The organism is Spirosoma sp. (assembly GCF_048594605.1).
In the GTDB taxonomy this organism is placed as follows: Bacteria; Bacteroidota; Bacteroidia; order Cytophagales; family Spirosomataceae; genus Spirosoma.
Map to the genome: position 1 here is coordinate 1 of NZ_JBMDWV010000155.1, position 21,606 is coordinate 21,606.

General features: G+C 49.1%; 21 protein-coding genes. 7 read left to right on the top strand and 14 right to left on the bottom strand.

The genetic code is table 11. The features are described 5' to 3' along the window. Window positions 1–527 (bottom strand): Crp/Fnr family transcriptional regulator (locus ACOJS8_RS09855; RefSeq protein ID WP_420148369.1); only part of this gene is annotated, 527 nt, incomplete at its 3' end. Window positions 528–660: 133 nt separating this feature from the next. Here ACOJS8_RS09855 and ACOJS8_RS09860 point away from each other — a divergent pair. Next, window positions 661–1,545 (top strand): SDR family oxidoreductase, encoded by an 885-nt coding sequence (locus ACOJS8_RS09860; protein WP_420148370.1) that lies wholly within the window; start codon window positions 661–663, stop codon window positions 1,543–1,545. A 70-nt stretch (window positions 1,546–1,615) separates the two neighbouring features. Here ACOJS8_RS09860 and ACOJS8_RS09865 read toward each other — a convergent pair whose 3' ends face one another. Genes ACOJS8_RS09865 through ACOJS8_RS09875 form a run of 3 tightly spaced genes read right to left on the bottom strand, consistent with a single transcriptional unit; the run spans window position 1,616 to window position 5,592 of the window. Then, window positions 1,616–3,742 (bottom strand): xanthine dehydrogenase family protein molybdopterin-binding subunit, encoded by a 2,127-nt coding sequence (locus tag ACOJS8_RS09865; protein WP_420148371.1) that lies wholly within the window; start codon window positions 3,740–3,742, stop codon window positions 1,616–1,618. A gap of 13 nt (window positions 3,743–3,755) precedes the next feature. Then, window positions 3,756–4,763 carry an FAD binding domain-containing protein gene (locus tag ACOJS8_RS09870; protein ID WP_420148372.1) on the bottom strand — a complete coding sequence of 336 codons (1,008 nt, stop codon included), beginning with the start codon at window positions 4,761–4,763 and terminating at the stop codon, window positions 3,756–3,758. A gap of 19 nt (window positions 4,764–4,782) precedes the next feature. Continuing rightward, a complete protein-coding gene (locus ACOJS8_RS09875) occupies window positions 4,783–5,592 on the bottom strand; it encodes a 2Fe-2S iron-sulfur cluster-binding protein (RefSeq protein WP_420148373.1) in 810 nt (269 codons plus the stop codon). A 205-nt stretch (window positions 5,593–5,797) separates the two neighbouring features. Between ACOJS8_RS09875 and ACOJS8_RS09880 the strand changes: the two genes are divergently transcribed. After that, window positions 5,798–6,805 (top strand): SDR family oxidoreductase, encoded by a 1,008-nt coding sequence (locus ACOJS8_RS09880; RefSeq protein WP_420148374.1) that lies wholly within the window; start codon window positions 5,798–5,800, stop codon window positions 6,803–6,805. A gap of 65 nt (window positions 6,806–6,870) precedes the next feature. On the opposite strand, the gene ACOJS8_RS09885 is transcribed toward ACOJS8_RS09880, so the two are convergent. The 5 genes from ACOJS8_RS09885 to ACOJS8_RS09905 form a co-directional block, all read right to left on the bottom strand. Beyond that, window positions 6,871–7,149 (bottom strand): hypothetical protein, encoded by a 279-nt coding sequence (locus ACOJS8_RS09885; protein WP_420148375.1) that lies wholly within the window; start codon window positions 7,147–7,149, stop codon window positions 6,871–6,873. Window positions 7,150–7,236: 87 nt separating this feature from the next. After that, a complete protein-coding gene (locus tag ACOJS8_RS09890; RefSeq protein ID WP_420148376.1) occupies window positions 7,237–8,511 on the bottom strand; it encodes an FG-GAP repeat domain-containing protein in 1,275 nt (424 codons plus the stop codon). Window positions 8,512–8,607: 96 nt separating this feature from the next. Continuing rightward, the gene (locus ACOJS8_RS09895) at window positions 8,608–11,472 is read right to left on the bottom strand and encodes a PVC-type heme-binding CxxCH protein (protein ID WP_420148377.1); all 2,865 of its coding nucleotides are present in this window, start codon (window positions 11,470–11,472) and stop codon (window positions 8,608–8,610) included. 90 nt (window positions 11,473–11,562) lie between these two features. Continuing rightward, on the bottom strand, window positions 11,563–12,240 hold the full coding sequence (locus ACOJS8_RS09900; protein WP_420148378.1) for a 3-keto-disaccharide hydrolase: 678 nt from the start codon (window positions 12,238–12,240) through the stop codon (window positions 11,563–11,565). 227 nt (window positions 12,241–12,467) lie between these two features. After that, window positions 12,468–13,370 carry a DUF2911 domain-containing protein gene (locus ACOJS8_RS09905; protein WP_420148379.1) on the bottom strand — a complete coding sequence of 301 codons (903 nt, stop codon included), beginning with the start codon at window positions 13,368–13,370 and terminating at the stop codon, window positions 12,468–12,470. A 59-nt stretch (window positions 13,371–13,429) separates the two neighbouring features. On the opposite strand from ACOJS8_RS09905, the gene ACOJS8_RS09910 reads away from it, so the two are divergent. Together ACOJS8_RS09910 and ACOJS8_RS09915 are read left to right on the top strand one after the other, a co-directional pair. Next, entirely contained in the window at window positions 13,430–13,999 is a 570-nt protein-coding gene (locus ACOJS8_RS09910; protein ID WP_420148380.1) for an NUDIX hydrolase, read from the top strand. A gap of 86 nt (window positions 14,000–14,085) precedes the next feature. After that, entirely contained in the window at window positions 14,086–14,502 is a 417-nt protein-coding gene (locus ACOJS8_RS09915; RefSeq protein ID WP_420148381.1) for a hypothetical protein, read from the top strand. Between the two features lie 198 nt (window positions 14,503–14,700). Here the strand turns inward: ACOJS8_RS09915 and ACOJS8_RS09920 are convergent, their stop codons facing one another. Then, on the bottom strand, window positions 14,701–15,006 hold the full coding sequence (locus ACOJS8_RS09920) for a winged helix-turn-helix transcriptional regulator (RefSeq protein WP_420148382.1): 306 nt from the start codon (window positions 15,004–15,006) through the stop codon (window positions 14,701–14,703). Between the two features lie 91 nt (window positions 15,007–15,097). Between ACOJS8_RS09920 and ACOJS8_RS09925 the strand changes: the two genes are divergently transcribed. Further along, window positions 15,098–16,006 (top strand): ClpXP adapter SpxH family protein, encoded by a 909-nt coding sequence (locus tag ACOJS8_RS09925; RefSeq protein ID WP_420148383.1) that lies wholly within the window; start codon window positions 15,098–15,100, stop codon window positions 16,004–16,006. A gap of 50 nt (window positions 16,007–16,056) precedes the next feature. Here ACOJS8_RS09925 and ACOJS8_RS09930 read toward each other — a convergent pair whose 3' ends face one another. From ACOJS8_RS09930 to ACOJS8_RS09940, 3 genes are read right to left on the bottom strand one after another with little or no spacing between them, the layout of a single operon-like run. Further along, entirely contained in the window at window positions 16,057–17,721 is a 1,665-nt protein-coding gene (locus tag ACOJS8_RS09930; protein WP_420148384.1) for a S8 family serine peptidase, read from the bottom strand. Next, window positions 17,708–18,409, bottom strand: coding sequence for a hypothetical protein (locus ACOJS8_RS09935; RefSeq protein ID WP_420148385.1), 702 nt, complete (start codon window positions 18,407–18,409; stop codon window positions 17,708–17,710). The genes ACOJS8_RS09930 and ACOJS8_RS09935 overlap by 14 nt, the downstream gene beginning before the upstream one ends. Before the next feature lie 28 nt (window positions 18,410–18,437). After that, window positions 18,438–19,364, bottom strand: coding sequence for a LysR family transcriptional regulator (locus tag ACOJS8_RS09940; RefSeq protein WP_420148386.1), 927 nt, complete (start codon window positions 19,362–19,364; stop codon window positions 18,438–18,440). 102 nt (window positions 19,365–19,466) lie between these two features. Here ACOJS8_RS09940 and ACOJS8_RS09945 point away from each other — a divergent pair, with 102 nt between their 5' ends. Together ACOJS8_RS09945 and ACOJS8_RS09950 are read left to right on the top strand one after the other, a co-directional pair. After that, on the top strand, window positions 19,467–19,889 hold the full coding sequence (locus ACOJS8_RS09945) for a hypothetical protein (RefSeq protein ID WP_420148387.1): 423 nt from the start codon (window positions 19,467–19,469) through the stop codon (window positions 19,887–19,889). A gap of 81 nt (window positions 19,890–19,970) precedes the next feature. Next, window positions 19,971–20,999 (top strand): EamA family transporter, encoded by a 1,029-nt coding sequence (locus tag ACOJS8_RS09950; protein ID WP_420148388.1) that lies wholly within the window; start codon window positions 19,971–19,973, stop codon window positions 20,997–20,999. Between the two features lie 17 nt (window positions 21,000–21,016). Here the strand turns inward: ACOJS8_RS09950 and ACOJS8_RS09955 are convergent, their stop codons facing one another. Beyond that, window positions 21,017–21,520 (bottom strand): hypothetical protein, encoded by a 504-nt coding sequence (locus ACOJS8_RS09955; protein ID WP_420148389.1) that lies wholly within the window; start codon window positions 21,518–21,520, stop codon window positions 21,017–21,019. Window positions 21,521–21,606 lie beyond the last annotated feature (86 nt).

Sequence of the window (21,606 nt, forward strand, 5' to 3'; positions counted from 1 at the left end):
AGGTAGGAGGCCACCATATGTAATGGTACACGCCGGAAAATGTTAGGGTACGTATCGACGAAATACTGATACTTCTCCTCCGTACTGGCACTGATGTTCATCAGGACTCGCTTCTGTGTATCACCGATATTTTTTGTGATCAGTTTTTCGGTGAAAGCGTTTATCTCCGGAATGGCAGTTCGCAGGCTTTCGTAATCAGCGTGAGTCCACATCACTACGTCGCTCGGTTCAATGGCGTCGATCGTTAATTCAGAAGGTGTCTGATTGAAATAGCTATCCGGGTCGGTTATCCATTCACGTTCAGCCGTGAATTTCATAACATATTCGCTGCCATCGGCTGCTGTTTTATATGTTCGCAAGAGGCCACGAATCACAAATATTTTGTAGCGACAAACTTCTCCTTCGTGCATTAATGACTGCTTTCTATGCACTTTTTTTACAACCGACCTCGACCGGATCAATTGCATTTGTTCGGGCGTAAGCTCAGGTGCGTATTGTCTGATGTATTGTTCAAAGTCGTCGACCATGATGAAAAAGGAAGGTATTCATGAAATAAAACGAAAAATACAATAAAAATGACCTCAAAAAAATGAGTCAAATGTCCTCGTTCTGCGGCATGAGAGCCCGTTAGTTTTGCGGAATCATCCAAAAGAAGCGTCTATGCGTGTATTTGTTACAGGAGCCTCTGGGTTTATTGGCTCCGCTATTGTGCAGGAATTAATAAAGGCTGGACATCAGGTTGTTGGTCTGGCTCGTTCGGAAGAGTCGGCCCAATCGCTCACCAAGGCAGGGGCTAACGTATTGAGAGGAAGTCTCGAAGACCCTGACTGTTTAAAAAAAGGAGCAGCTGCGGCTGATGGCGTTATTCATACGGCTTTTATTCACGATTTTTCGAACTACCTGGCCGCTGCCGAAACGGATAAGCGGGCTATTGAGGCTATTGGCTCCGTTCTGACTGGCTCCGAACGCCCGCTTGTGGTGACTGGTGGCATATTAGGCATACGTACCGATGGTAGTTTGATTACAGAAGACGATCCGGCCCCCGGTTTTCCGCGAGCTTCTGAAGCCGCAGCCATGTCGCTGGCAGAAAAGGGTGTACGCGCATCGGTGATTCGGTTACCGCCTTCGGTTCATGATGCCGGCGACTATGGTTTTGTGCCATTTATCATCAACACCGCTCGCAAGAAAGGCGTATCAGCTTACGTGGGGAATGGCCATAATCGTTGGCCCGCTGTACACCGGCTGGATGCGGCTCATCTCTTCCGACTGGCGCTGGAAAAAGGGGCAGCCGGAGCCAGATACAATGCAATTGGTGACGAAGGAATACCGGTTCGGGAAATTGCAGAAGTGATCGGTAAACAACTAAACTTACCCGTCGATTCGATAACTCCCGAAGATGCTGCTGGCCATTTTGATTGGATGAGTCGTTTCATTGTTTTCGACAGCCCGGCAACCAGCCTGAAAACCAGCCAGCAACTGAACTGGCAACCTACGCATCGGGGTCTGATTGACGACTTAAATGCCGGATATTATTTTCAAAGCTAGTTAGCGGTCCTATAATCCATGATCAGAACCGAAGCGAGTAAGTCGCTGCCAGGCCTGGTCATGGATTTTTTTATAATACCTTATCTGGCGTAATGGGTAATTCGCGCACTCGTTTGCCTGTAGCGTTGAAAACGGCATTAGCCACAGCTGCTGCTACGCCCACAATGCCGACTTCCCCAATGCCTTTGATGCCTAACGTATTGACATGTTCGTCCTGCTCACGAATAAATATAGCGTCCAGATTACCGATGTCTAAGTTGGACGGAACGTGGTAATCGGCGAAGGAGCGGGTAACAAAATTGCCCCAGCGCGGGTCTACCACCGACTCTTCGGTCAGGGCCATACCGATACCCCATACGTTGCCACCTATGATCTGCGAACGAGCGGTTTTTGGATTCAGAATCTGCCCGGCGCCAGTCACCGCCAGAAACCGATTGACACGTACCATTCCCGTCGATTTGTTGACGGCGACTTCTGCGAAATTGGCGTTAAAGCTATGTGCCGAATAATCGTCGGCGGTTTCGAGCGGGTTGCTGTCGACGCGTGTCTGGTAGTCAGTCAGTTTTTCAGAACGCATCAGCTGAACCGCTGTTGGGGGCGCAAAAAACTGCTTACCGGACTTGGTTACCAACTCCTCTGTCAATTTCCGGCAGGCATCGTTCACTGCATTGGCATAGCTGGCAGCGCCTACCGAGCCCACTGCACCGGCTGCGGGTGGCAGGTCCGAATCACCAATTTTTACCTTTACGTTTTGTACAGGTAGCCCCAGCGCATCGGCGGCTGTTTGCGCCAGAATGGTGTAGGTACCTGTTCCCAGGTCCGCGGCAGCCAGTTCTACAGTAGCAGTTACGTTGTCGCCGGTACGTTTCAGCTTCACCGTAGCCGAGGTAGGACGCTGACGGGCGGGGTACGTTCCGGCCGAGACGCCATAGCCAATCCAGTAGTTGCCCTGTTGGTTCTGCCGAGGTTCAGACTTGCGTTTTTCCCAGCCAAAGGCTTTGGCGCCTTCGCGAAGGCACTGCACTGTTGTCCGTGATGACCAGGGTTTTCCATTGGACGGGTCACGCTCGGGTTCGTTTTTAATTCGAAACTCAATCGGGTCCATTTTCAGCTTGTAAGCCAGTTCATCCATCGCCGATTCGAGGGCAAAACTGCCGGTCGATTTGCCGGGGCCACGCGTGTAGGTCGGCACAATCAGATTCATGGGTACTACGCGATACGTAATGAGTGAGTTCGGCGTGTCGTACATGACTTTTGAGCAGTCGCCACAGGGCTCGACAAATTCGTCATCAATGGCACAGTGGGTTGTAATCTCGTGCGCCAGAGCGGTCAGCTTACCATCGGCAGTAGCCGCCAGACTCACTTTTTGAAGATTTTGCTGACGCAAACCCACCGAATTTACCATCTGCTGACGAGTCAACGCCAGTTTTACCGGCCGGTTGATGTGTTTGGCAGCTACGGCTGCCAGTGCCAGATTCGCCCATTGTCCTCCTTTCGATCCAAAACCACCTCCGATATAAGGCGAAACGATACGTACCTGTTCGGGCTTCAGGTTTAACGTAGCAGCCGCTGCACTTTGGGCACCGTTCACGATCTGTGCACTGCTGTACAAAGTCACCTTGTCGCCTTCCCATTCAGCAATGGCGGCATGCGGCTCCAGCGGCTGATGATGTTCAATGGGCGTTTGGTATAATTCTTCGACTTTGTGAGTGGCCTGACTGAGTGCGGTCTGCACATCGCCCCGTTTGGCGTCGGCTTTTTCCTTATCCTTCGGCGGACGGGCTTTATCACTCAGCTTTTCGAAATCGACCTTGGGCTCTTTTTTGTCATACGTAACGTTGATCAGCCGCGATGCGTAGCGGGCCTGTTCGAACGTTTCAGCGATGACAATACCAATATTCTGTCCAAAGAATTCGACTTCTGGGCTTTGCAGCAAAGCCCCGCCACGTAGTCCGCCTTTGACATTGAGTTTCGGAGCGTTTTTGTGGGTGATGATGGCCAGTACACCGGGCGCTTTTCCGGCAGTCGACGTATCAATGTCGCTGATCTTCCCAGCAGCGATGGTGCTTTTAAACAGAATAGCATACGCTGCATTCTTTACCGGATGATCCATCGAATAGGCAGCTTTGCCAGTCACTTTAGCAAGGCCATCGATACGGCTGATGGGTGTGCCGATTGCTTTGTTCGTATCCTTCATGGGAGTTGTTACGTTACGCTTTGCCGCCATTCATGGCCATTTGCAGGGCCAGAACGATGCTTCGATTGCCCAATTCTACTTTAAATGCATTGTGTGCCAACGGTTTAGCTTCAGCCATTTCGGCGCTGGCGGCTAGTTTGAAATTAGCTTCTGTAGCTTCTTTCCCGACCAGCATCTGCTCAGCTTTCAGCGCACGCCAGGGTTTGTGCGCTACCCCGCCCATCGCAATACGTACCTGTTTGATCCTGTTACCCTCCGTCTCCAGAGCTGCTGCAACCGACACCAGCGCAAACGCATACGAAGCCCGGTCCCGCACTTTCAGATAATAGGATTTAGCGGCAAAGTTGTTCTTTGGCAATTCGATAGACGTAATGAGTTCGCCATGAGCCAGGTTTGTGTCTTGCTCAGGCTTGTCGCCGGGTAGACGGTGAAAATCACTCATGGGAATGCTACGTTCCTGACCCGTTGCGTTTTTGACTCTGACTACAGCATCCAATGCCGCCAGCGCAACGGCCATATCGGACGGATAGACGGCCACGCATTGTTCCGACCAGCCGAAAATAGCGTGCATCCGGTTGATGCCTTCGCGGGCACCACAGCCCGTTCCCGGTTCACGCTTGTTGCACGGCATGCCCACTTCATAGAAATAGGGGCATCGGGTACGTTGCAGCAGATTACCGCCATTGGTTGCCATGTTCCGAATTTGTCCCGATGCACCAGCCAGAATTGCCTGCGTCAGTAAGGGATACTGTTGACGAACTAGTGGATGATTGGCTGCGTTGGTGTTTTTGCCGAGTCCGCCGATTGAAAGGCCGCCCTGATTAGGCCCTGTAGCGATTGTTTTGATCTCGCCCAGGCTCAGTTCAGAAATGTCGATTAAGGCATTGGGCCGCTCAACATCTTCTTTCATCAGGTCCAGTAGGTTAGTACCACCGGCAAGGAATCTGGCGTTCAGATTCTGGGTCAGAAACTTCGTTGCGGACGTAGCGTCTTTGGCTCGAGTGTATGTAAAAGGTCTCATTGGATACAGGAGTTAAAAATCAGACCGAGCGGAAGACCTGTTCAACGGGCTTGCCGCTGTGAACCTCCTGAATAGCAGACACTATGTTCGGGTAAGCACCGCATCGGCAAATATTTCCAGACATGCGTTCCCGAATCTCTTCGTTGGAGAGCTTTACCGAACCAGCCGATTGACGAACGTTTTGGGTTACGTAGCTCACATCGCCTTTCCTGGCTTCATCGAGCAGCGCTACTGCCGAGCATATCTGACCCGGAGTACAGAAACCACACTGAAATCCATCGTGCTTCAAAAAAGCCTCCTGCATAGGATGCAGTTGACTACCCTGAGCTAATCCCTCGATTGTCTGCACCGCTTTGCCTTCGCAACTCGCGGCTAGTGTCAGACAGGACAGCACCCGATGACCGTTTACGATGACTGTACAGGCACCACATTGCCCGTGGTCGCAACCTTTCTTGGAGCCAGTCAGATCGAGTCGTTCACGTAGTGTATCCAGCAATGTCATCCGCGAATCAACCGTGAGTTTGCGGACCGTTCCGTTAACTTTGAATGATACGTTCACCGCGTTGTCAAGGCTGGCCGGATCAAGTCCCGTTGGGGTAGCCTCGCTAAAGGGGCGAGTCATTAACTGCTCCGCTACCGCCGATTGAGTTGCCAGAATACTTCCGCCTGCCAGCGTCATCAATTTGAGAAAATGACGCCGATTGACGCCTGTATCCAGAATCTCGTTCAGATCTTCGGGCATGAGGTCGGCAAATAACCGCTTTTCATCCTCAGTCAGTTCGGGTGATTCGTGTTCGTCCATTGTGTCAGTATTCGTATGTATAGTCATCGAGTTGTTTTACAGTCAATTACTGCTCCAACAATGACCAACTAAGCAAACTACGTAGTGAAGCTTATTGTTGGAAGAGAAAGCTTTTCCTGCCCGATCATTTTTAAATTCTGAAAAATCTAACCTTAGCGTTATACCATTAGTTAGCTGCTTAGCCTACAGGCAAACTGTAGAATTATGAATTACTCAACGTTTATAGAAGACCATGAATGAGAATCAATTAAGCCGACGTCAGGTTATTGGCGGAATCGGAAGCGGTTTAGCCGCTTCTATGATGGGAGCGCCCGTATTGGCGTCTTCAGACCCGGAAAATGTCAGTTCAGTGGCTCCCGCAGCCCTTGTCGATCCAACCACAAAATTTCCTAAGCCGCCGTTTAATACGCCTATGCAGCCCTGGCCAGGTTTAGTCAGCAAGATGAACCCTCGGCCCGATCATGGTGAGACCAGCTACAAAGGTTCAGGTCGTTTGCAGGGACGGAAAGCGCTGATTACCGGCGGAGATTCAGGGATGGGACGGGCAGCCGCTATTGCTTACGCCCGCGAAGGAGCCGACGTAGCGATCAATTACCTGCCAGCCGAGGAGCCCGACGCCAAAGAGGTGATTGACCTTATTAAAAAAGAAGGCCGGAAAGCAATTGCCATTCCCGGCGACATCCGCGATGAAGCTTTCTGTAAGCGATTGGTTGACGAAGCCGTGAAAGGGTTGGGCGGCCTGGATATCCTGGTGAATAATGCAGCCCGGCAGCAACAGCGGCAATCGCTACAGGACCTTACTTCGGACGATTTCGACGCTACGATCAAGACCAATATCTACGCACCTTTCTGGATTACAAAAGCCGCTTTGCCACACATGCCACCCGGTTCGGCTATTATCAGTACCACCTCCGAGCAGGCCTATGATCCTTCGCCCAATCTCTTTGATTACGCACAAACGAAGGCCGCGAACATGAACTTCGTTAAATCGCTCGCAAAGCAGCTAGGGCCGAAAGGAATTCGGGTGAATGGCGTAGCACCGGGGCCGATCTGGACACCTTTACAACCCAGCGGAGGAGCTACCGCTGAAAAGCTAAAAAGCTTTGGTGGCGATACGCCACTGGGCCGTCCCGGACAACCCGTCGAACTCGCTTCGATTTATGTACAACTGGCTGCCAGCGATGGTAGTTACGCTACAGGCCAGGTCTATGGAGCGGCTGGTGGTGGCGGGCAGCCTTAAGTAACACACTTTATCCGAAGCAAAAAGCCGCGTTCGTTAGTACTGACGCGGCTTTTTGAAAGAATCTAATAGCTAAAGTGAACGATAACCGGATCATCGTCGGGCGTATACCCATATAAGGGTGGGTCCGTAATTTCTTCGATCTCAAGATCAGCCAGCAAGACCTCCGGTTCACAAACGGCTTCCACTGCATACGCTTTGGCTAGCTGGTGAATCAGCGCTAGCCGGGAAAACAGCGCTCCCGTTGAAGAATTACTTTCACTCAACTGACTAAGTCGGCTGTTGAAATCCCTTGCTGGTATTGCAATGGTTTGCCGCTGGCGATTTGTCGGCTGCTCGTTCATCCTTCTATAACATTTTCATGTTGCCTTTTTGCCAAATGCTATTTGCCATTCATTCGATGAACAGGGCGTAGCTGACTAAGGTTAACGCTATTTTTTAATCTTATTTTCAAAGAGGAAAACGCCGTTTTTGTTAGCGATGACAATGTCGGGTTTCTTGTCGCCGTTCATGTCGGCTACTGTAATATTAAGGCCAGCGCCGGAATCGTTGTCAATGACGTGTTCTTTGTAATAAGGTTCTTTACCGGGCGTAAATTCGAACCACAAAAGAATAGGAGCGTCACTGTCGCCAGGATCGCGGCCATGGTGTGCCAGAAATCGCTTGCCCGTGATATAATCTTTGCGGCCATCGCCATTCAGATCGGCCATGATAGAAGCGTGCGTTTGAGCGGTTGTATTGCTCATCAGATGCGTTTTGAAGTTGATTTTTCCCTGTTCATCCACAATCTGTTCGTGCCACCATATGCCCAGTGCGTGGGCCGATGCGCTTACTACGTCGTTTTTACCATCGCCGTTCACATCCAGAATCTGCATATGCGAACAGTTTTCGCCAAGATTGGCCGGATGAAAAACCCAGTTGCCGGACTTTTTATCAGCTGTTCCTTCGTACCAGCCTTCCCGAACCACTACGTCATCAAAGCCATCTTTGTTGATATCTCCAAAGCCAATGCCGTGCGAAAAAATTTCAGTACCCGGAACGTTCTCTTTGCTTAAAGCAAATCGCTGCCATTCTGTATCACCTGGTTTGACGGGAGGTTTTAGCCACACAATTTGCTTTTTATCCTTATCGCCACAAAGAATGTCGAGTCGGCCATCGCCGTCTATATCAATAAATCCTGGAGACTCATTCGCTATTCCGACAGAGTCGGCAAGAATATGCTTTTTCCAGGGGCCTGAGGTTGATTTTCCTGTCTGGTTGTTTTTGGGGTTCTCAAACCAGAAACCGGGTTTTCCTGGAAAGTCAATAAGCACTACGTCGTCCCAGCCGTCCTGATTCACGTCCATCCCCAGATTCAGGAATGACTCGCTGTATTCTTTTCGGGGGTCAAACGTGCGGGAGGGGGCCATCTCATGACGTTTCCAGGTGGGGGCTTCAAACCAATAGTAACCGGCCACGATATCCATCTTCCCATCCTTGTTCAGATCAGCAACGGCCACGCCTTCCGAAATGAAATCTCGGGTTATTTCTGTTTTCTTAAAGTCGTTGGATGGCGTAACTGCTTTTGTATCTGCTCTGGGAGTCGTATTGGCGGCCTGCTGTTGGCGCACCTTGAACAGCGATTTATCTTGTCCGTAGGTGTTTGTTACGTAGCAGAAAAGCAATAGGCCACTCAATACGTATCCGCTGGTTGTTTGCGTATTCATAAGTTGTTTGCGGTTATACAGAGCGCAGATTTTTATAATCGTTAGGCTTAAATCGTTACCAATCATGACGATCATAAAAATCTGCGCTCCATCTGATTACTCCTCTAGTGCCTTAGCAATTGCTGCCTGAAGTTCGTGATTTTCGTGCGAGTGTTCCCGTTTGCCCACCCGATCATTCAGTTCCTTCAGTAATTTTTTCGAGTCCTCCGTGCCGATGGCGCCTATTCGCTGAACGGTATACGGCAGATGCTTCGGCATTTTTGATTTCTGAGCCAGTTCCAGTGCCCGCTTCATGTCGAGGGCAGCCAACGGCTCAGCAGCGTACCACAGCATCAACGGCAGATTATGATCGTCCTTATCCGCCGATTTCTGAACAAGCGCATCCAGTACGTCCCACCGCTGGGTCGGTTCCAGCCGCAACATAGCTGACGTTAAGTATAACCGTACAAGCGACGAATTGTCATTTTGTGCCAGAGCTGCCAGACGTTTCAGCGTTTCGGGAGCAACCGATTTATTTTCGGCCAGGAGTTGAATCGCCCAGCTTCTGACGTATTCATTTTCGTTGGTGAGCAGATCGCTTAACTCTTTTTCAGTAAATCCTTTCGTTACGTGGAGGGCCCACATTGCGCGGAGTTTGCGGGTAGCATCCGGATTTTTGGCCAGAATTTCCTTAAGCGCTTTGTGTACCTTTTTATTGGGGCCACGCTCCTGCAGAATGGTTCGCGCCTGCCGAACGTACCAGTCGTTGCCGTTCAACTGATAATCAACCAGTTCCTTGTCCGACGCTTTGGCCAGATCGACCTGTACCCATTTGTCGTTTTCATGAGAAATCTTAAAAATCCGTCCCATTGTCTTGTTATGGACATCTGGATTTGGACTATGACACTGATTTTTGTCGTACCAGTCGATAGCATACACCGATCCACTTGGGTCGTATTTCATGTTTAGCCACTGCGACCAGGAGTCGTTCATGGATAAAAAATCCGGCTTGTGGGTAACCATATACCCTGAGCCAGCCCGGGTCGGATGGTCCTGATTCAGCTTGGCGCCATTGATGTTGTTCATGAAAATATCGTTCCGGTATTCTTGTGGCCAGCTGTTACCCAGGTAAATCATAGCTCCCGAGTGGGCATGACCGCCCCCGGCCGAAGCGGATCGGAAATTACCGGCATGAGGCCCTCGTTCACCTACCCAGTGTACATGATCGGCGTGGGTTTTAATGTCGTCGTACGTATACGGATTAAAATGTTTTCCTGCCTGCCGCTGATAGCGCCCGCCCTGAATCATGTGGTACATGTGTGGAATAACACAGGCCGTAATGAACGCATGACCGTAGTCGTTGAAATCGAGCCCCCAGGGGTTGCTGGTTCCTTCCGCAAATACTTCAAACTGTTGCGTTGTCGGATGATAGCGCCAGACGCCGGCATTGATTTTCGTCCGTTCTGAATCAGGAGTACCCGGTTTCCCTACGTTCGATTGGGTAAACACACCGTGCGTGCCATATAACCAGCCATCTGGGCCCCAACGCAGGCTATTTAGGGTTTCGTGCGTGTCTTGTGTGCCCCAGCCATCAAGCAATTTTTGCGGAGCACCCGTTGGTTTATCGTTTTTAAAATCGGCGGGAATAAACAACAGATATGGTGCTGCCCCCACCCAGACGCCCCCCATGCCCACTTCCATACCGCTGACGAGGTTCAGCCCTTCAATAAAGACTTTTTTCTTATCCAGTGTACCATCGCCGTTTGTGTCTTCAAAAATGAGGATACGGTCGCGTCCCTGACCTTCTGGTGCCGGAACCGGATATGTATGACTTTCAACGACCCAAAGCCGCCCGCGCGAATCAATCGTAAAGCAAATGGGCTTAACAATGTCGGGTTCGGCAGCTGCCAGTTTGATGCTAAATCCCTTGGGCAAAGTCATTACGTTAGCGGCTTCGGTACCAGAGAGCCCGGCATGTAGAACAGGGTCAAGTGGTGGCAGAATAATAATGTCTTTTTGTTTCAGCTCGTTCGGGAAGGTAGGCCGAGTGGCATAGAATTGAAAGTCATCAAAGTTAATGTGCGCCCATTTGTCGTTAGCGATGTATGGGATCTGCGAAATCCCGGTCTCGTTGTCGACGATACGTACGAAAATCTCCTGATTCAGATAAGGTTGCAAATCAACCACAACCGGCTGCAACGTAGCGCGTCCCTGACCTGTGCTGTGAAATAGAACTTTATTTGTACCCGCCTGTACGAGTTCAACGCGGGTATCCTGCAAGGCACCGCCCGAAACCTTGAAAGCTGCGAAGGGCTGCGTTACGGTAAACGGAACCGATGTTAAAGTGCCGATTTGTTTATAGTTGGTCGTTCCGCCACTGCTCAGAAAGTACTTGCCTGAAAAGCCGATGTGCATATCTTTCTCGTGAACGGGTGACGGATCATCCTGGGCGAAAATCGGGTTAGAAAAGGCATCGCCGGTGGCGGTCCAGTCCTTTAACGTACCGGTTTCAAAATTCAGGTTCAGCGGTTGCCCATTTTTCATCGGCGGTTGTCCAGCTACCGCAACATCGGCAATGGCTCCTTCCACAACGTCAAAATTGCCAACCATACCGGCCGCACGGTGGCCCGGAACGGTACAGTAATACGTATCGTTTTTATCGGCCTTGAACGTAATGCTGGTCTTTGTGCCTTTTTCCTGTAGAGTTTTGCTTTTAACACCGAGTTTTTCCAGAGCAATGTCGTGCGTCATTAGCTCGCCATTGGTAATGGTGATCCGAACCCGATCACCTTTGTTTGCTTTTAAAGTTGGATTGCGGGCACCGTCCTTGGCAAAAAAACCAAGCATGGTCGCTTCAAGTGCGTACTCACGATCAACTTTAGCCGTGTCGGGCACCGCTTTGGCCGTTTGTGCCATAACGAACGAACCGGGCAGGAAGACAGCGCCTAGTAATGCAGGTATGAGCAGGCGGAAACTATGCATACATTTATTTGTGGGTTAAGGGTATTCAATAGGATGAAAAGAATTTTTTCTGTCAATTTATCCTTATATCTGTAAATCCTGTCGAAATTTTTATAACTCCGATATCGTCAGGTCTCTGAATTCGACCTGGGCAACTCCGCCACTGTGAATCTGTACGGCAATCACGCCCTTCTGCGGAATTTTGCTGTCCTGTTCTGTATAGTCACAAGTTTTGACCCCGTTGATATAGAGTTCGTGTCGATTGCCTTTGCAGCGAATGATATAACTGTTCCAGCCATCTTCTTTCAGGATGCGTTTGAGCGTTCGCAGATCACCGCTGACTAATTTCTCCCGGCGATGTTCGTCGTATAAGTCGCCCCAGAATCCGTTTCCAATATCGGCCTGGTAACCAATAATTTTATTGCCCTCAAGGATCGAGCGGTACTGGATTCCGCTATTAATCATCCCGGTAGCCGGATTGCCCGACAACCGAAACAGACAGCGAAATTCAAAATCGCCATATTCTTTTAGGGTATGCAGGTACGTGTTTCCCGGGATTTTTTTTATGCCATCACCGCTTCTAATTACACTGTCTTTAACAAACCATAACGATGCGTGAGCTGGGTCGACGGTTTTCCAGCCCGTCAGGGTTTTTCCGTCAAATAGCGATACCGATTTTACAGTCGACTGGGCCAAAACAGGAAATTGATAGAGGCAGATAAGCGATAGGATTAGAATCTGTTTCGGCAGCGTTTTCCAGCGAAAAAAATGATTCCAGTTTGCTTTCATTTGACAGGTAGGGTTTGATTTATCTAAACGTATAAAGTGACAGGAAAACTCACATTACTCATGAGCCTATGCACGATGTTGGCTACTGTGTTCTTAGCTAATATCGTAGTTTGACGTATCGAGTCGTTTACAGTTGTCAGGTTAATGCTAATCCGTTGAAAATACAAAAGCCGAAAGAAACCTGAATTTCTTTCGGCTTAGGCTATTGTCTTCCTGAAAAGTAGCGGTTACGCCTTTTTCTTGCCTTTCCCACCTTTTACAGAAGGAGTGGCCGGCAGCTTGGCAGTGTATTCAGCAATGCTTTTTTCGATGCCATCTTTAAAGAATGGGAAAACCGGATCAGCCGATGACTGGCCTACTGAAAGGGCTTTTTGAGCGAGGGAAACAGCTTCGGCATACTTTCCCATCTGCGCCAGAATCTGCGACTTTACGTACAGATTCCGGAATGTTTCCTTCATGGCAATCGACTTATCAATCCAGGTCAGCGACTGGTCGAGGTTCCGTCCTTTCGATACGTTGTAGCTGGCCGCGGCCTGTAGTACGGCAGCATCTTCGGGCTTTTCGACTACAGCTTTGTCTACGTTAGCCGCTGCATTCGCATTGACATCCACTTTCAGATTGGCCGACGCTTTGATATTAGCCCAGACAAAGTTCATTTTGGCGGTGCTGTCGGTCAGGTCGCTGAAGTCAATAGTAAACGATTCCACCTTTTCGCTGTTCTCAGCGGGTGTCAAATCTACGCGCAGGGCATCTTCTTCCTGTTTGTAGGTCGCTTCGGTGGTCGTCTTGTTTTTACTGAAAATCAACGTAGCACTGCTTTCCTGTGGAATCGATAAGACAGCATAAGTACCGGCGGGTAATGTTTTTCCGTTTACCATCAGATCAGTAGACGTAGTAAACAGCGTTGGCGAGTTAGCACCTGTGCGCCAGACTTTTCCGAGTGGCACAAAAGCATCCGTGAAAGGTTGACGTCCTCTCAGATTGGGTCGCGAATACGTAACGGTAAGATCAGTTGTACCAACGGTCTGCATGATGCTGGCACTTGGGCTGGGCGACGGAAGTTTAATTTGGGCGGTGGCTAGTTGGGCTGCCAGGCAGAACGTAGCAGCAGTGAGCGATAGTTTACGCATAGTCTATAGAGTATGAAAAATCGATGCCAAATTGCGGCTTTTTAGCAACAAACCCAACTATGCATCGCCAGCCGCTCCTACAATTACTTCGTCAGCACAAACCAGACGACCCCCATGAACACGACATGACGCAAGCTACCATTGCGTTTGTGGAAGCGAATCCGGACGCATTTGAACGCTCATTCCTGATCGGCCACGTAACGGGATCCGCCTGGATTGTAAGCCCTGATCGCAGTCAGACAGTATTGATTCATCACCGCAAACTCGACCGTTGGTTGCAGCCGGGCGGCCATGCGGATGGTGATCCCGACGTAGCGGCTGTGGCCTTGCGGGAAGCGCAGGAAGAAACGGGCCTGACCTCACTACGTTTGATAAGGCCTGCAGGTAACGCGATTTTGACAGCCAGCACAGAGCCGGTAATTTTTGATGTAGATGTGCATACAATTCCAGAGCGAAATGGTTTGCCTGAGCATCTGCACTACGATATCCGGTTTTTACTGGAAGCTGATCCTTCGGAGCCATTTGGCTATTCAGATGAAATTAAAAATATTCGATGGTTTTCGCTGGAAGTTGCCATGGAATATGCTAAGTCGGAGTCAATTCATAGACTCCTGCGTAAAAAAGTTTAAAAACTATAAATATAGTAGCTATTTTAATTGTTTTTTAATATGACAATCCCATAGATTTGTCATACAACAAAACCATAGAAATAGCCATGAAACCCTTCAATATTTTGCTCGTTGGCATAGGCTTACTAGCCATGGCAGAGCAGGCTTGTTCGCAAGACAGTCCAACGCCTGGGCAGCGCAAGCCACTTAACAACCCGATGTATTCAACGCATAATTATAAACACCCTAATATGGCTGCTGCGGCCAGGCGCTGGGAAGCTAAGGAAGGGGTAGCGGTAAAAGCGCCAAGGCTGAGTGACGCCGAGCTGGCCAACTATAAAAGACAGATGCCTATTGCGCAACCGGTTGGGGGAATAACCGTTGAACATATCCCAACTGCCAGCCAGGCTGATCGGAACTATAAAATTCAGCGGGTTAGTGAGCCCAAACCACTCGGCCCACCAAGCGAATACTACGTTAAGAAGCCAAAGGCCAGAATGGATGATAATACAATAGGTCAGTAAAGTCTGCGCCTTAACATCAATCGAGCCGCCCAGAATTGAGCGGCTCGATTGATGTTAAGGCACTTTTGCACAGGAGCATTGGTGAAATTCCCACTTCTTAGTTGCTACGTATTACACATAAATACCTTCCCTGACAGGGGAGAGTTTCGGCTAGTATCGCTATAAATTGACGGTTGAGAGGATTTACGCATTTTCGAATCAGGAGATTCCTTCTAACTGCCTGAAAACCGGGATAAGCGACTTTCCTTTCTCGGTCAGATAATATTCAATGTGCAACGGTTTTTGCCGGATAATTACTTTCTCAAGCAAATCAGCTTCTTCCAGTTCTTTCAGCGACACAGCCAGCGACTGACGGTTCGATCCGCTAATCTGACGTAGAAGGCTATTGAACCGCAAAGGCGATTCTACCGCTAAACGAAATATTTCGGGCTTCCATTTCCCCGACAGCAATTTCAGTAGTCCCTGCGCCGGGCAGGTTTCTGGCTGACTGATTTTTGTAGTCATATTTTTTTGACTTATTGACCTCTGTTTTCAGATAACGGACCTTTGTACACACATAACAAGCCTTATTGCTGTGTTTAACAACGTAACAAAAATGAACGATAAAAGTAATCCACTTTTGTGTGATCCCGTCAGTGGAATATGTGAAATACCGACAGAGCAGGACGCTAACCCGAACGTAGCGATCACATCGTCGGAAAAGCCTTTGCGCATCCTTTATTTTACGGATCCGATTTGCTCATCGTGTTGGGGCATCGAACCAGCGCTCCGGAAATTAAAACTAACCTATGGCGATTGGGTAGATGTCGAATACCACATGGGCGGGCTGCTTCCCGACTGGAGTTACAATAGCGGAGGAATCAGCAAGCCATCGGATGTAGCGTCGCACTGGGATGAGGTCAGTCAAATATATGGCATGCCGATTGATGGGGATGTCTGGCTGGAAGATCCGCTCCATTCGTCTTATCCGCCGTCTGTTGCTTTTAAAGCGGCACAGATGCAGGATAAAAATAAGGCGGTTGCGTTCTTGAGAGCCATTCGGGAACAGGTTTTTCTGGAGAAAAAAAACATTACCAAATGGGAGCATCTTGCTCAGGCAGCAAGTCGGGTAGTATTGGACGTAGCAGCGTTGAAAGATGACTACGAAAACCGGGCAAATGCGTTGTTTCAGTCCGATCTGGCGTTGGCGAAGTCAATGGGGGTGCGCGGCTTTCCGAGTATATTTATTATGGATGCGTCTGGTAATCAAGAGTTTATTTATGGTGTAAAGCCGTACGATGTCCTGAAAAATGCGATTGACAAACTCTACCCGGAAGCGCAGGAAAAGGAATACGACAAACGTTGGGAGAGCCTTTTCAATAAGTACCCAACCCTGACGACAAGAGAATTTGCTGAATTAAGCGGACTGCCCATACCACAGAGTGAGGAGATACTAAAAGGATTGAGCAGCCAGCAAAAACTAACCGAATACGTAACGAAAAACGGTTCGCTCTGGAGAAAATAACGTAGCGATCGGCGCTGCTATTCGGTTTCCTGGTTATGGCAAGGAGTTGTTTACTGCTTGATCACTCGTAAGGTTCTTTTTTTAGCACCAGCTACGAAAGTCATTACGTATACACCCGCCGATAAGCTCAGATCCGGTAGCACGAACGCAAGCAACCCCGACGCTACGTATTGCTTTTGCCAAATAATACGGCCGCTTTGATCGGTTAGTAAGGCTTCAATGCCTGTGTTAGCGTTAACGCCCTCCAACTCAATACGTAACGGTTCATTGTTGCTGAATGGATTTGGATAAACTAGCAGCGGAATCGTTTCCGGTTCGGTAGCCAGCGGAACGAGCGTTTGGGCGTAGGCCGATGCCCGTTCGAAATTAGGGATACCGTAGCCCAGTTGATCGTTGGGGGCGGAGTACTGGCTGCCCGAGCGACGTAGTGCTTCCGTGACCTGTGCCGCTGTTAAGCGTGGGTTCGATTGCCAGAAACCGGCTACCAGTCCGGCCACCAGTGGCGACGAAAACGACGTGCCATTGCTTATACCAACTGTGCCAGTCGGTTGGCCCAGCACAGTGCCTTGTCCGCGGGCGGCTAAATCAGGTTTAATACGTCCATCCGCCGATGGGCCAAACGAACTGAAGCTGGCGCGTTGCCCAGTCTGCGTAACGGCTCCGATTGCGAGTACTGAAACCGCATCCGCTGGTGCACTAATGTAACGCCACGTATCGGCTCCCTCGTTGCCGGCTGAAGCCACAACAACCATTCCTGTTTCTGTCGCAATTTGGGCAGCTCGCGTGCAGAGCGCCGTTTTGCCGTCCATATTCTGATACGTATAGCTGGTCGAGGTGTTATCGAATTCAAAATAGCCGAGCGATGAATTGATGACGTCTACACCGGCGCTATCGGCATATTCAGCACCGAAAAGCCAGTTAGCTTCTTCAATTTGTCGTTCGGTGGCGGCATCTTCAGTACGTAGTAAAATAAAGGAAGCCTTGTAAGCGGTGCCATAAAGCTGCCCGTCGGCGGTGGCGGCTATCGTCGAAAGTACTTCGAGGCCATGGCTGTCGTCTTCATATACGCTGGTTTCTTTATTGACAAAATCGAACGTAGCGAGTACGCGTTTCTCGTCAAAAACAGGTTTTAGAAAGCTGACAGTATTGGCGTTTCTGAAGCCTGCATCCAGCACGCCAATCAGCATGCCTTCGCCATGATAGCCCTGCTGATGCATTTTATCGGCGCCAATCTGCGTAATCTGGTCAGAAGATACACCATAATTCAGGGGTGCTTCTGCGGCTACCCGGGCGGAACCGAACTTATGCTGCGAATTTACACGGGGTTCGGTAATGCTGCGAATGCTGCTCAACGGCCGGTTAAACTCAAGGCCTTTCACAAATGGTAAAGCCTGTACGGCCGTAATCGTCGCGTTGTCAGCTTCAACCAGCACCGCATTCAGCCAGCGCGACGTGTACCAGACTTTGGCTCCAGCCTGCTGAAGTTGCGTTACGTAGGCTGGATTAACGGGTAAGTCGCGTTCCAGCACCGTAATGTTTTGTTTTTGCCGACGCTGGATCGACCGCGCTGACAAAAATTGCTCGGGCTTATTAACGCTGTACGGTGAATTGACTTTGTCGCGTAACAAAACCAGATACTTACTTGCCTGACCAAATCCGGTTGTTTGAATCAGGAGCAACAGCACAATCGTCCAGCTGATTTTATTCCTTTCCATACGTATTAATGCGGTAAACTTGCCGAATGCCATACTCAATTTGTGAACGCCCCGTGCAGGCTGGTGTTGCGGTACAAAACTGGATTTGTATCCGTTCTTTATAAATCAGGCCAACCTCGCGGGCGTAAACAGTAACCCGTTTATCCTGACTTGTAAGGGTTGAATCGTCCTGTTCTACTACCGTTGCTGTTTCATTGAATTGTTTACCCGATACGTAATAAGTATGCCCAACGTTGCGTATTTGGTATTCGTCGGCATCAACCCCGTTACGTTGGTTACCATCCCATGTAAGTAAGTTTCTAACCGGAAATAATATTTTGATAAAGTCCCTGCCATTTTCAGTGCGAATCGCTTCATTATTAATTGCATGGGCTGACCACATAGAATCAGCTTGCCAGGGTTGGTTTTCGGCTGACCGTCGGTAGCGCATAAGGCGGTAAGCCGTTTGACCCATTACGTTGGTATAGGATTTTCCAACCACTTCTTTGAGTTGATACGTACGGTTCACCGGAGTTCCGTTATTTATTACGTATTGTTGTTCCTGTATGTCATAAATAACGTAACGCCCGGTTTCGAGCGGAAAATAGTCGTACCCAGATGCAACAGGTTCCGTTGTTACCGGTTGACAACCCGTAAACAGAAACAGATTCAGCAAACCCAGCAAAAGTGGATATAGACGTAGTGGCATAGGGTAATTAAAAAAGATCTGACTTAGGTTACAAGGTTAGTTGAGTTTCTTCAACAGAACAAGCATACCCGTCCAGGTCTTTCATGTAGCAAGCTAGTTTCTTGATAAAAGCGGTTGTGTACGGTTGCTGTACCTTGTTTTTTAAGGTGGCCGCGTACCAGGTTCGTAAAATTCGTTTTTCCGTAATACGTACCGTCGACAACTGACCGGTTTGCAGATAGGGGCGAACCACCCAGGTTGGCATCACGGCAACCCCTAAACCCGCTTTGACCATCTCCAGAATCGCTTCGGTCAGCGTGATTTTATACACTTTTACGGGTCGGCGGTTTTTAAAGATCATCATGAAATTGTCGCTTTCCTCATCAGGAATGTTGTACATGATGTAACTCTGTCTGGCAAATTCTTCCAACTCTACCCAGCGACGCCCAACCCAGGGATGGTCTGGAGCAACGATGGCGACAAACTCATCCTGAAAAAGTGGGGTATACGAAAATTTTGGATTGCTGTCGCCTTCGGTTATGGCTACGTCGATTATGTTGGCTAACAGATGCTTATCAGCGTCCTGGGTGGCAGCTTCAAGTTCTACTTTAATATCAACCTTCGGATAGATCGTCTGGAATTCGCGCAGAAACCCGGCCAGCCAGTGGTAGGACGTATAGCACTGCGTACAAAGCCGGATTTCGCCCGCTTCTTTATCGGTGATAGACCGAACTTTTGCCCGCGTTTCGGCCACTTCCTGAAGAATTTTCTCGGCAGCCTGCAAAACAATCTCACCGGCTTGCGTGAGCAGCATCTGTTTTTTGTCGCGGATAAACAGTTGCGTATTGAAATACCCTTCAATTTCCTTCAACTGATGGCTCAGCGCCGATTGGGTCAGAAACAATTGATCAGCCGCTTTTGTCAGGTTTCCACTATGGGCAACCTCCCTCACCATTTGCAAATGCCGGATTTCCATGATGAATATTATTCATGATTTAGACAAAAATAATTCGCTTTACTAATATATCAAAAGGTGCCAACTTTGACGCATTCAATCAAACCCTAATGAACACACAACATGAAATCGATTGTACGCCAGTTTATGAACGCCCTGATTCTGAGTCTGCTTGTAGGCGGTGCCACCGTCCATGCGCAATCTTTTGATAGCCGGCTTAGTGCTGTAGACAGAGAGAAGTCATTTGACGTCGCTACGTATATGGGAGCCAATCGGACCCTGAATTTGATGATAGCAGTCCGTTTGGTAAAGGGAGTTACACTAAAACTCAAGAATGCAGAAGGGACTGTTCTTCATGAATTGTACCTTAAAAATTCCCCGCGAGCCTATCACCATAAGTTGAACTTCGACGGCTCCCAAGCGGGCGTTTACCAACTTGAAATCACCGACGGCCGACAAATCGTTGTCCGTCGAATCGAGGTAACTGATATACCTGCCATTGAATCGCAGCGGTATATTACATATAGCTCGCCAACTAATCCGTAAATTGCTGGTGTATCTACGGGCCGCGTTCAGCTTCAGCCCGTTACGTTCGTTTACTCAATCATATCCTGAAATTGAAAAGTGATGACTCCCAATAACACAAAAGTTGCTTCGCCACTCTTGGTTATCAGTGCGTTTGCTATCGTTTACATCGTCTGGGGTTCTACGTATTTCTTTATACAAATGGCCATCCAGGATTTTCCGCCATTGCTGTTGGGTGCACTCCGTTTTTTTGCGGCTGGTATGCTTATGCTCATCTGGGGCGTAATAAATGGGGATCGTTTATTTATCAAAAGAAGCCTGATAAATTCAGCCGTTACGGGTATACTGTTACTGGTTGTGGGAAACGGCGTGGTGATATGGGCCGAGCAAACTTTACCCAGCGCTCTGGTGGCCATATTAGTATCGTCGGCACCCATCTGGTTTGTGTTGCTCGATAAGCCTAACTGGAGCGTTAACTTCACTAGTAAATCGACACTAGCCGGGCTTGCCATTGGCTTTATCGGCGTGATTCTGCTGTTTGGCGAACAGCTAACGGGGATGCTGGCAGAAAATGCCGGCAGTTCAAAAATTATAGGGATGTTATTACTAGTGGTAGGGGCAATGTCCTGGTCGTCGGGGTCGCTTTATGCAAAACACAATCCGTCGGAGGGTTCGGCTACAGTTAACGTAGCGTGGCAGATGATTATCGCCAGTCTGGTGTTTTTGCCCGGTAGTCTGCTCAACCACGAATTTGACACGATTCAGTGGTCGCAAATTTCGGTTCAGGCGTGGTTGGCACTGGCTTATCTGGTGCTGTTTGGGTCAATAATTGCCTACAGCGCTTACGTGTGGCTACTCCAGGTACGTCCGGCTACACAAGTTAGTACGTATGCGTATGTAAATCCGGTCATTGCGGTGATTCTCGGCATGGTGTTCGCCCATGAGAGCGTCTCAGCTTTACAGATTATCGGGTTGGTTGTTATTCTGGGGAGTGTATTGCTCATCAATTTGTCGAAATACCGGGGAGAAAACACCAGTAAACTCATAAACGACAATGGCGAGCCAACGCAACTGACAAAGAAACCTGATCTTTTAAATCGGGTGGTTGCTACAGGTAGTCCAGATCAGTAAGCGAGGTTATGGCGACGTTAAAAGATCCGGCTCCAGGCGAAGCGGATAATGAGTAGCAGAATGACAAAGCCGATAACAATATACAGAAACGGAATATACGTAACGGCGTAAATTCGGGTACGGTCAACGAACCAGAGGATGCCCATAACGGCCGCGATGAGCGTCAGAAAACCCGACAATCTGCCAAATCCCGGAACGTATTGAAACGGCATCTTGCGACGAATGAGCATCAACGTAGCGACCATTGTCAGAATGGGCAACACCTGCGCAACCAGATTCATATCCCAGATGCTTTGCCGTTCAAAGAGAAAAAGATATACGTTTAATGTAACGGCAAAAATGCCTGGAATACAAGCCAGATATATCAGACTGGCGTAGACGTAGCGCCATTTCCAGATTTCCTCCGCCGTTTCTCCCGACCACAAATTCACTAAGAAAGCAGCAATCGGTACCGACACCAGCAACAGAAAAAGTAACCCTGGCTGGTTGGATAACGTAGCAAACAAGTCGCGGAGGGTCATGGGGAAGGGACAAAGGGCGTGGGGGTAAGGGTATAGGGTAAAAATGGTTTTTGGGTCTACCCTATGCCCTTACCCCCACGCCCTCT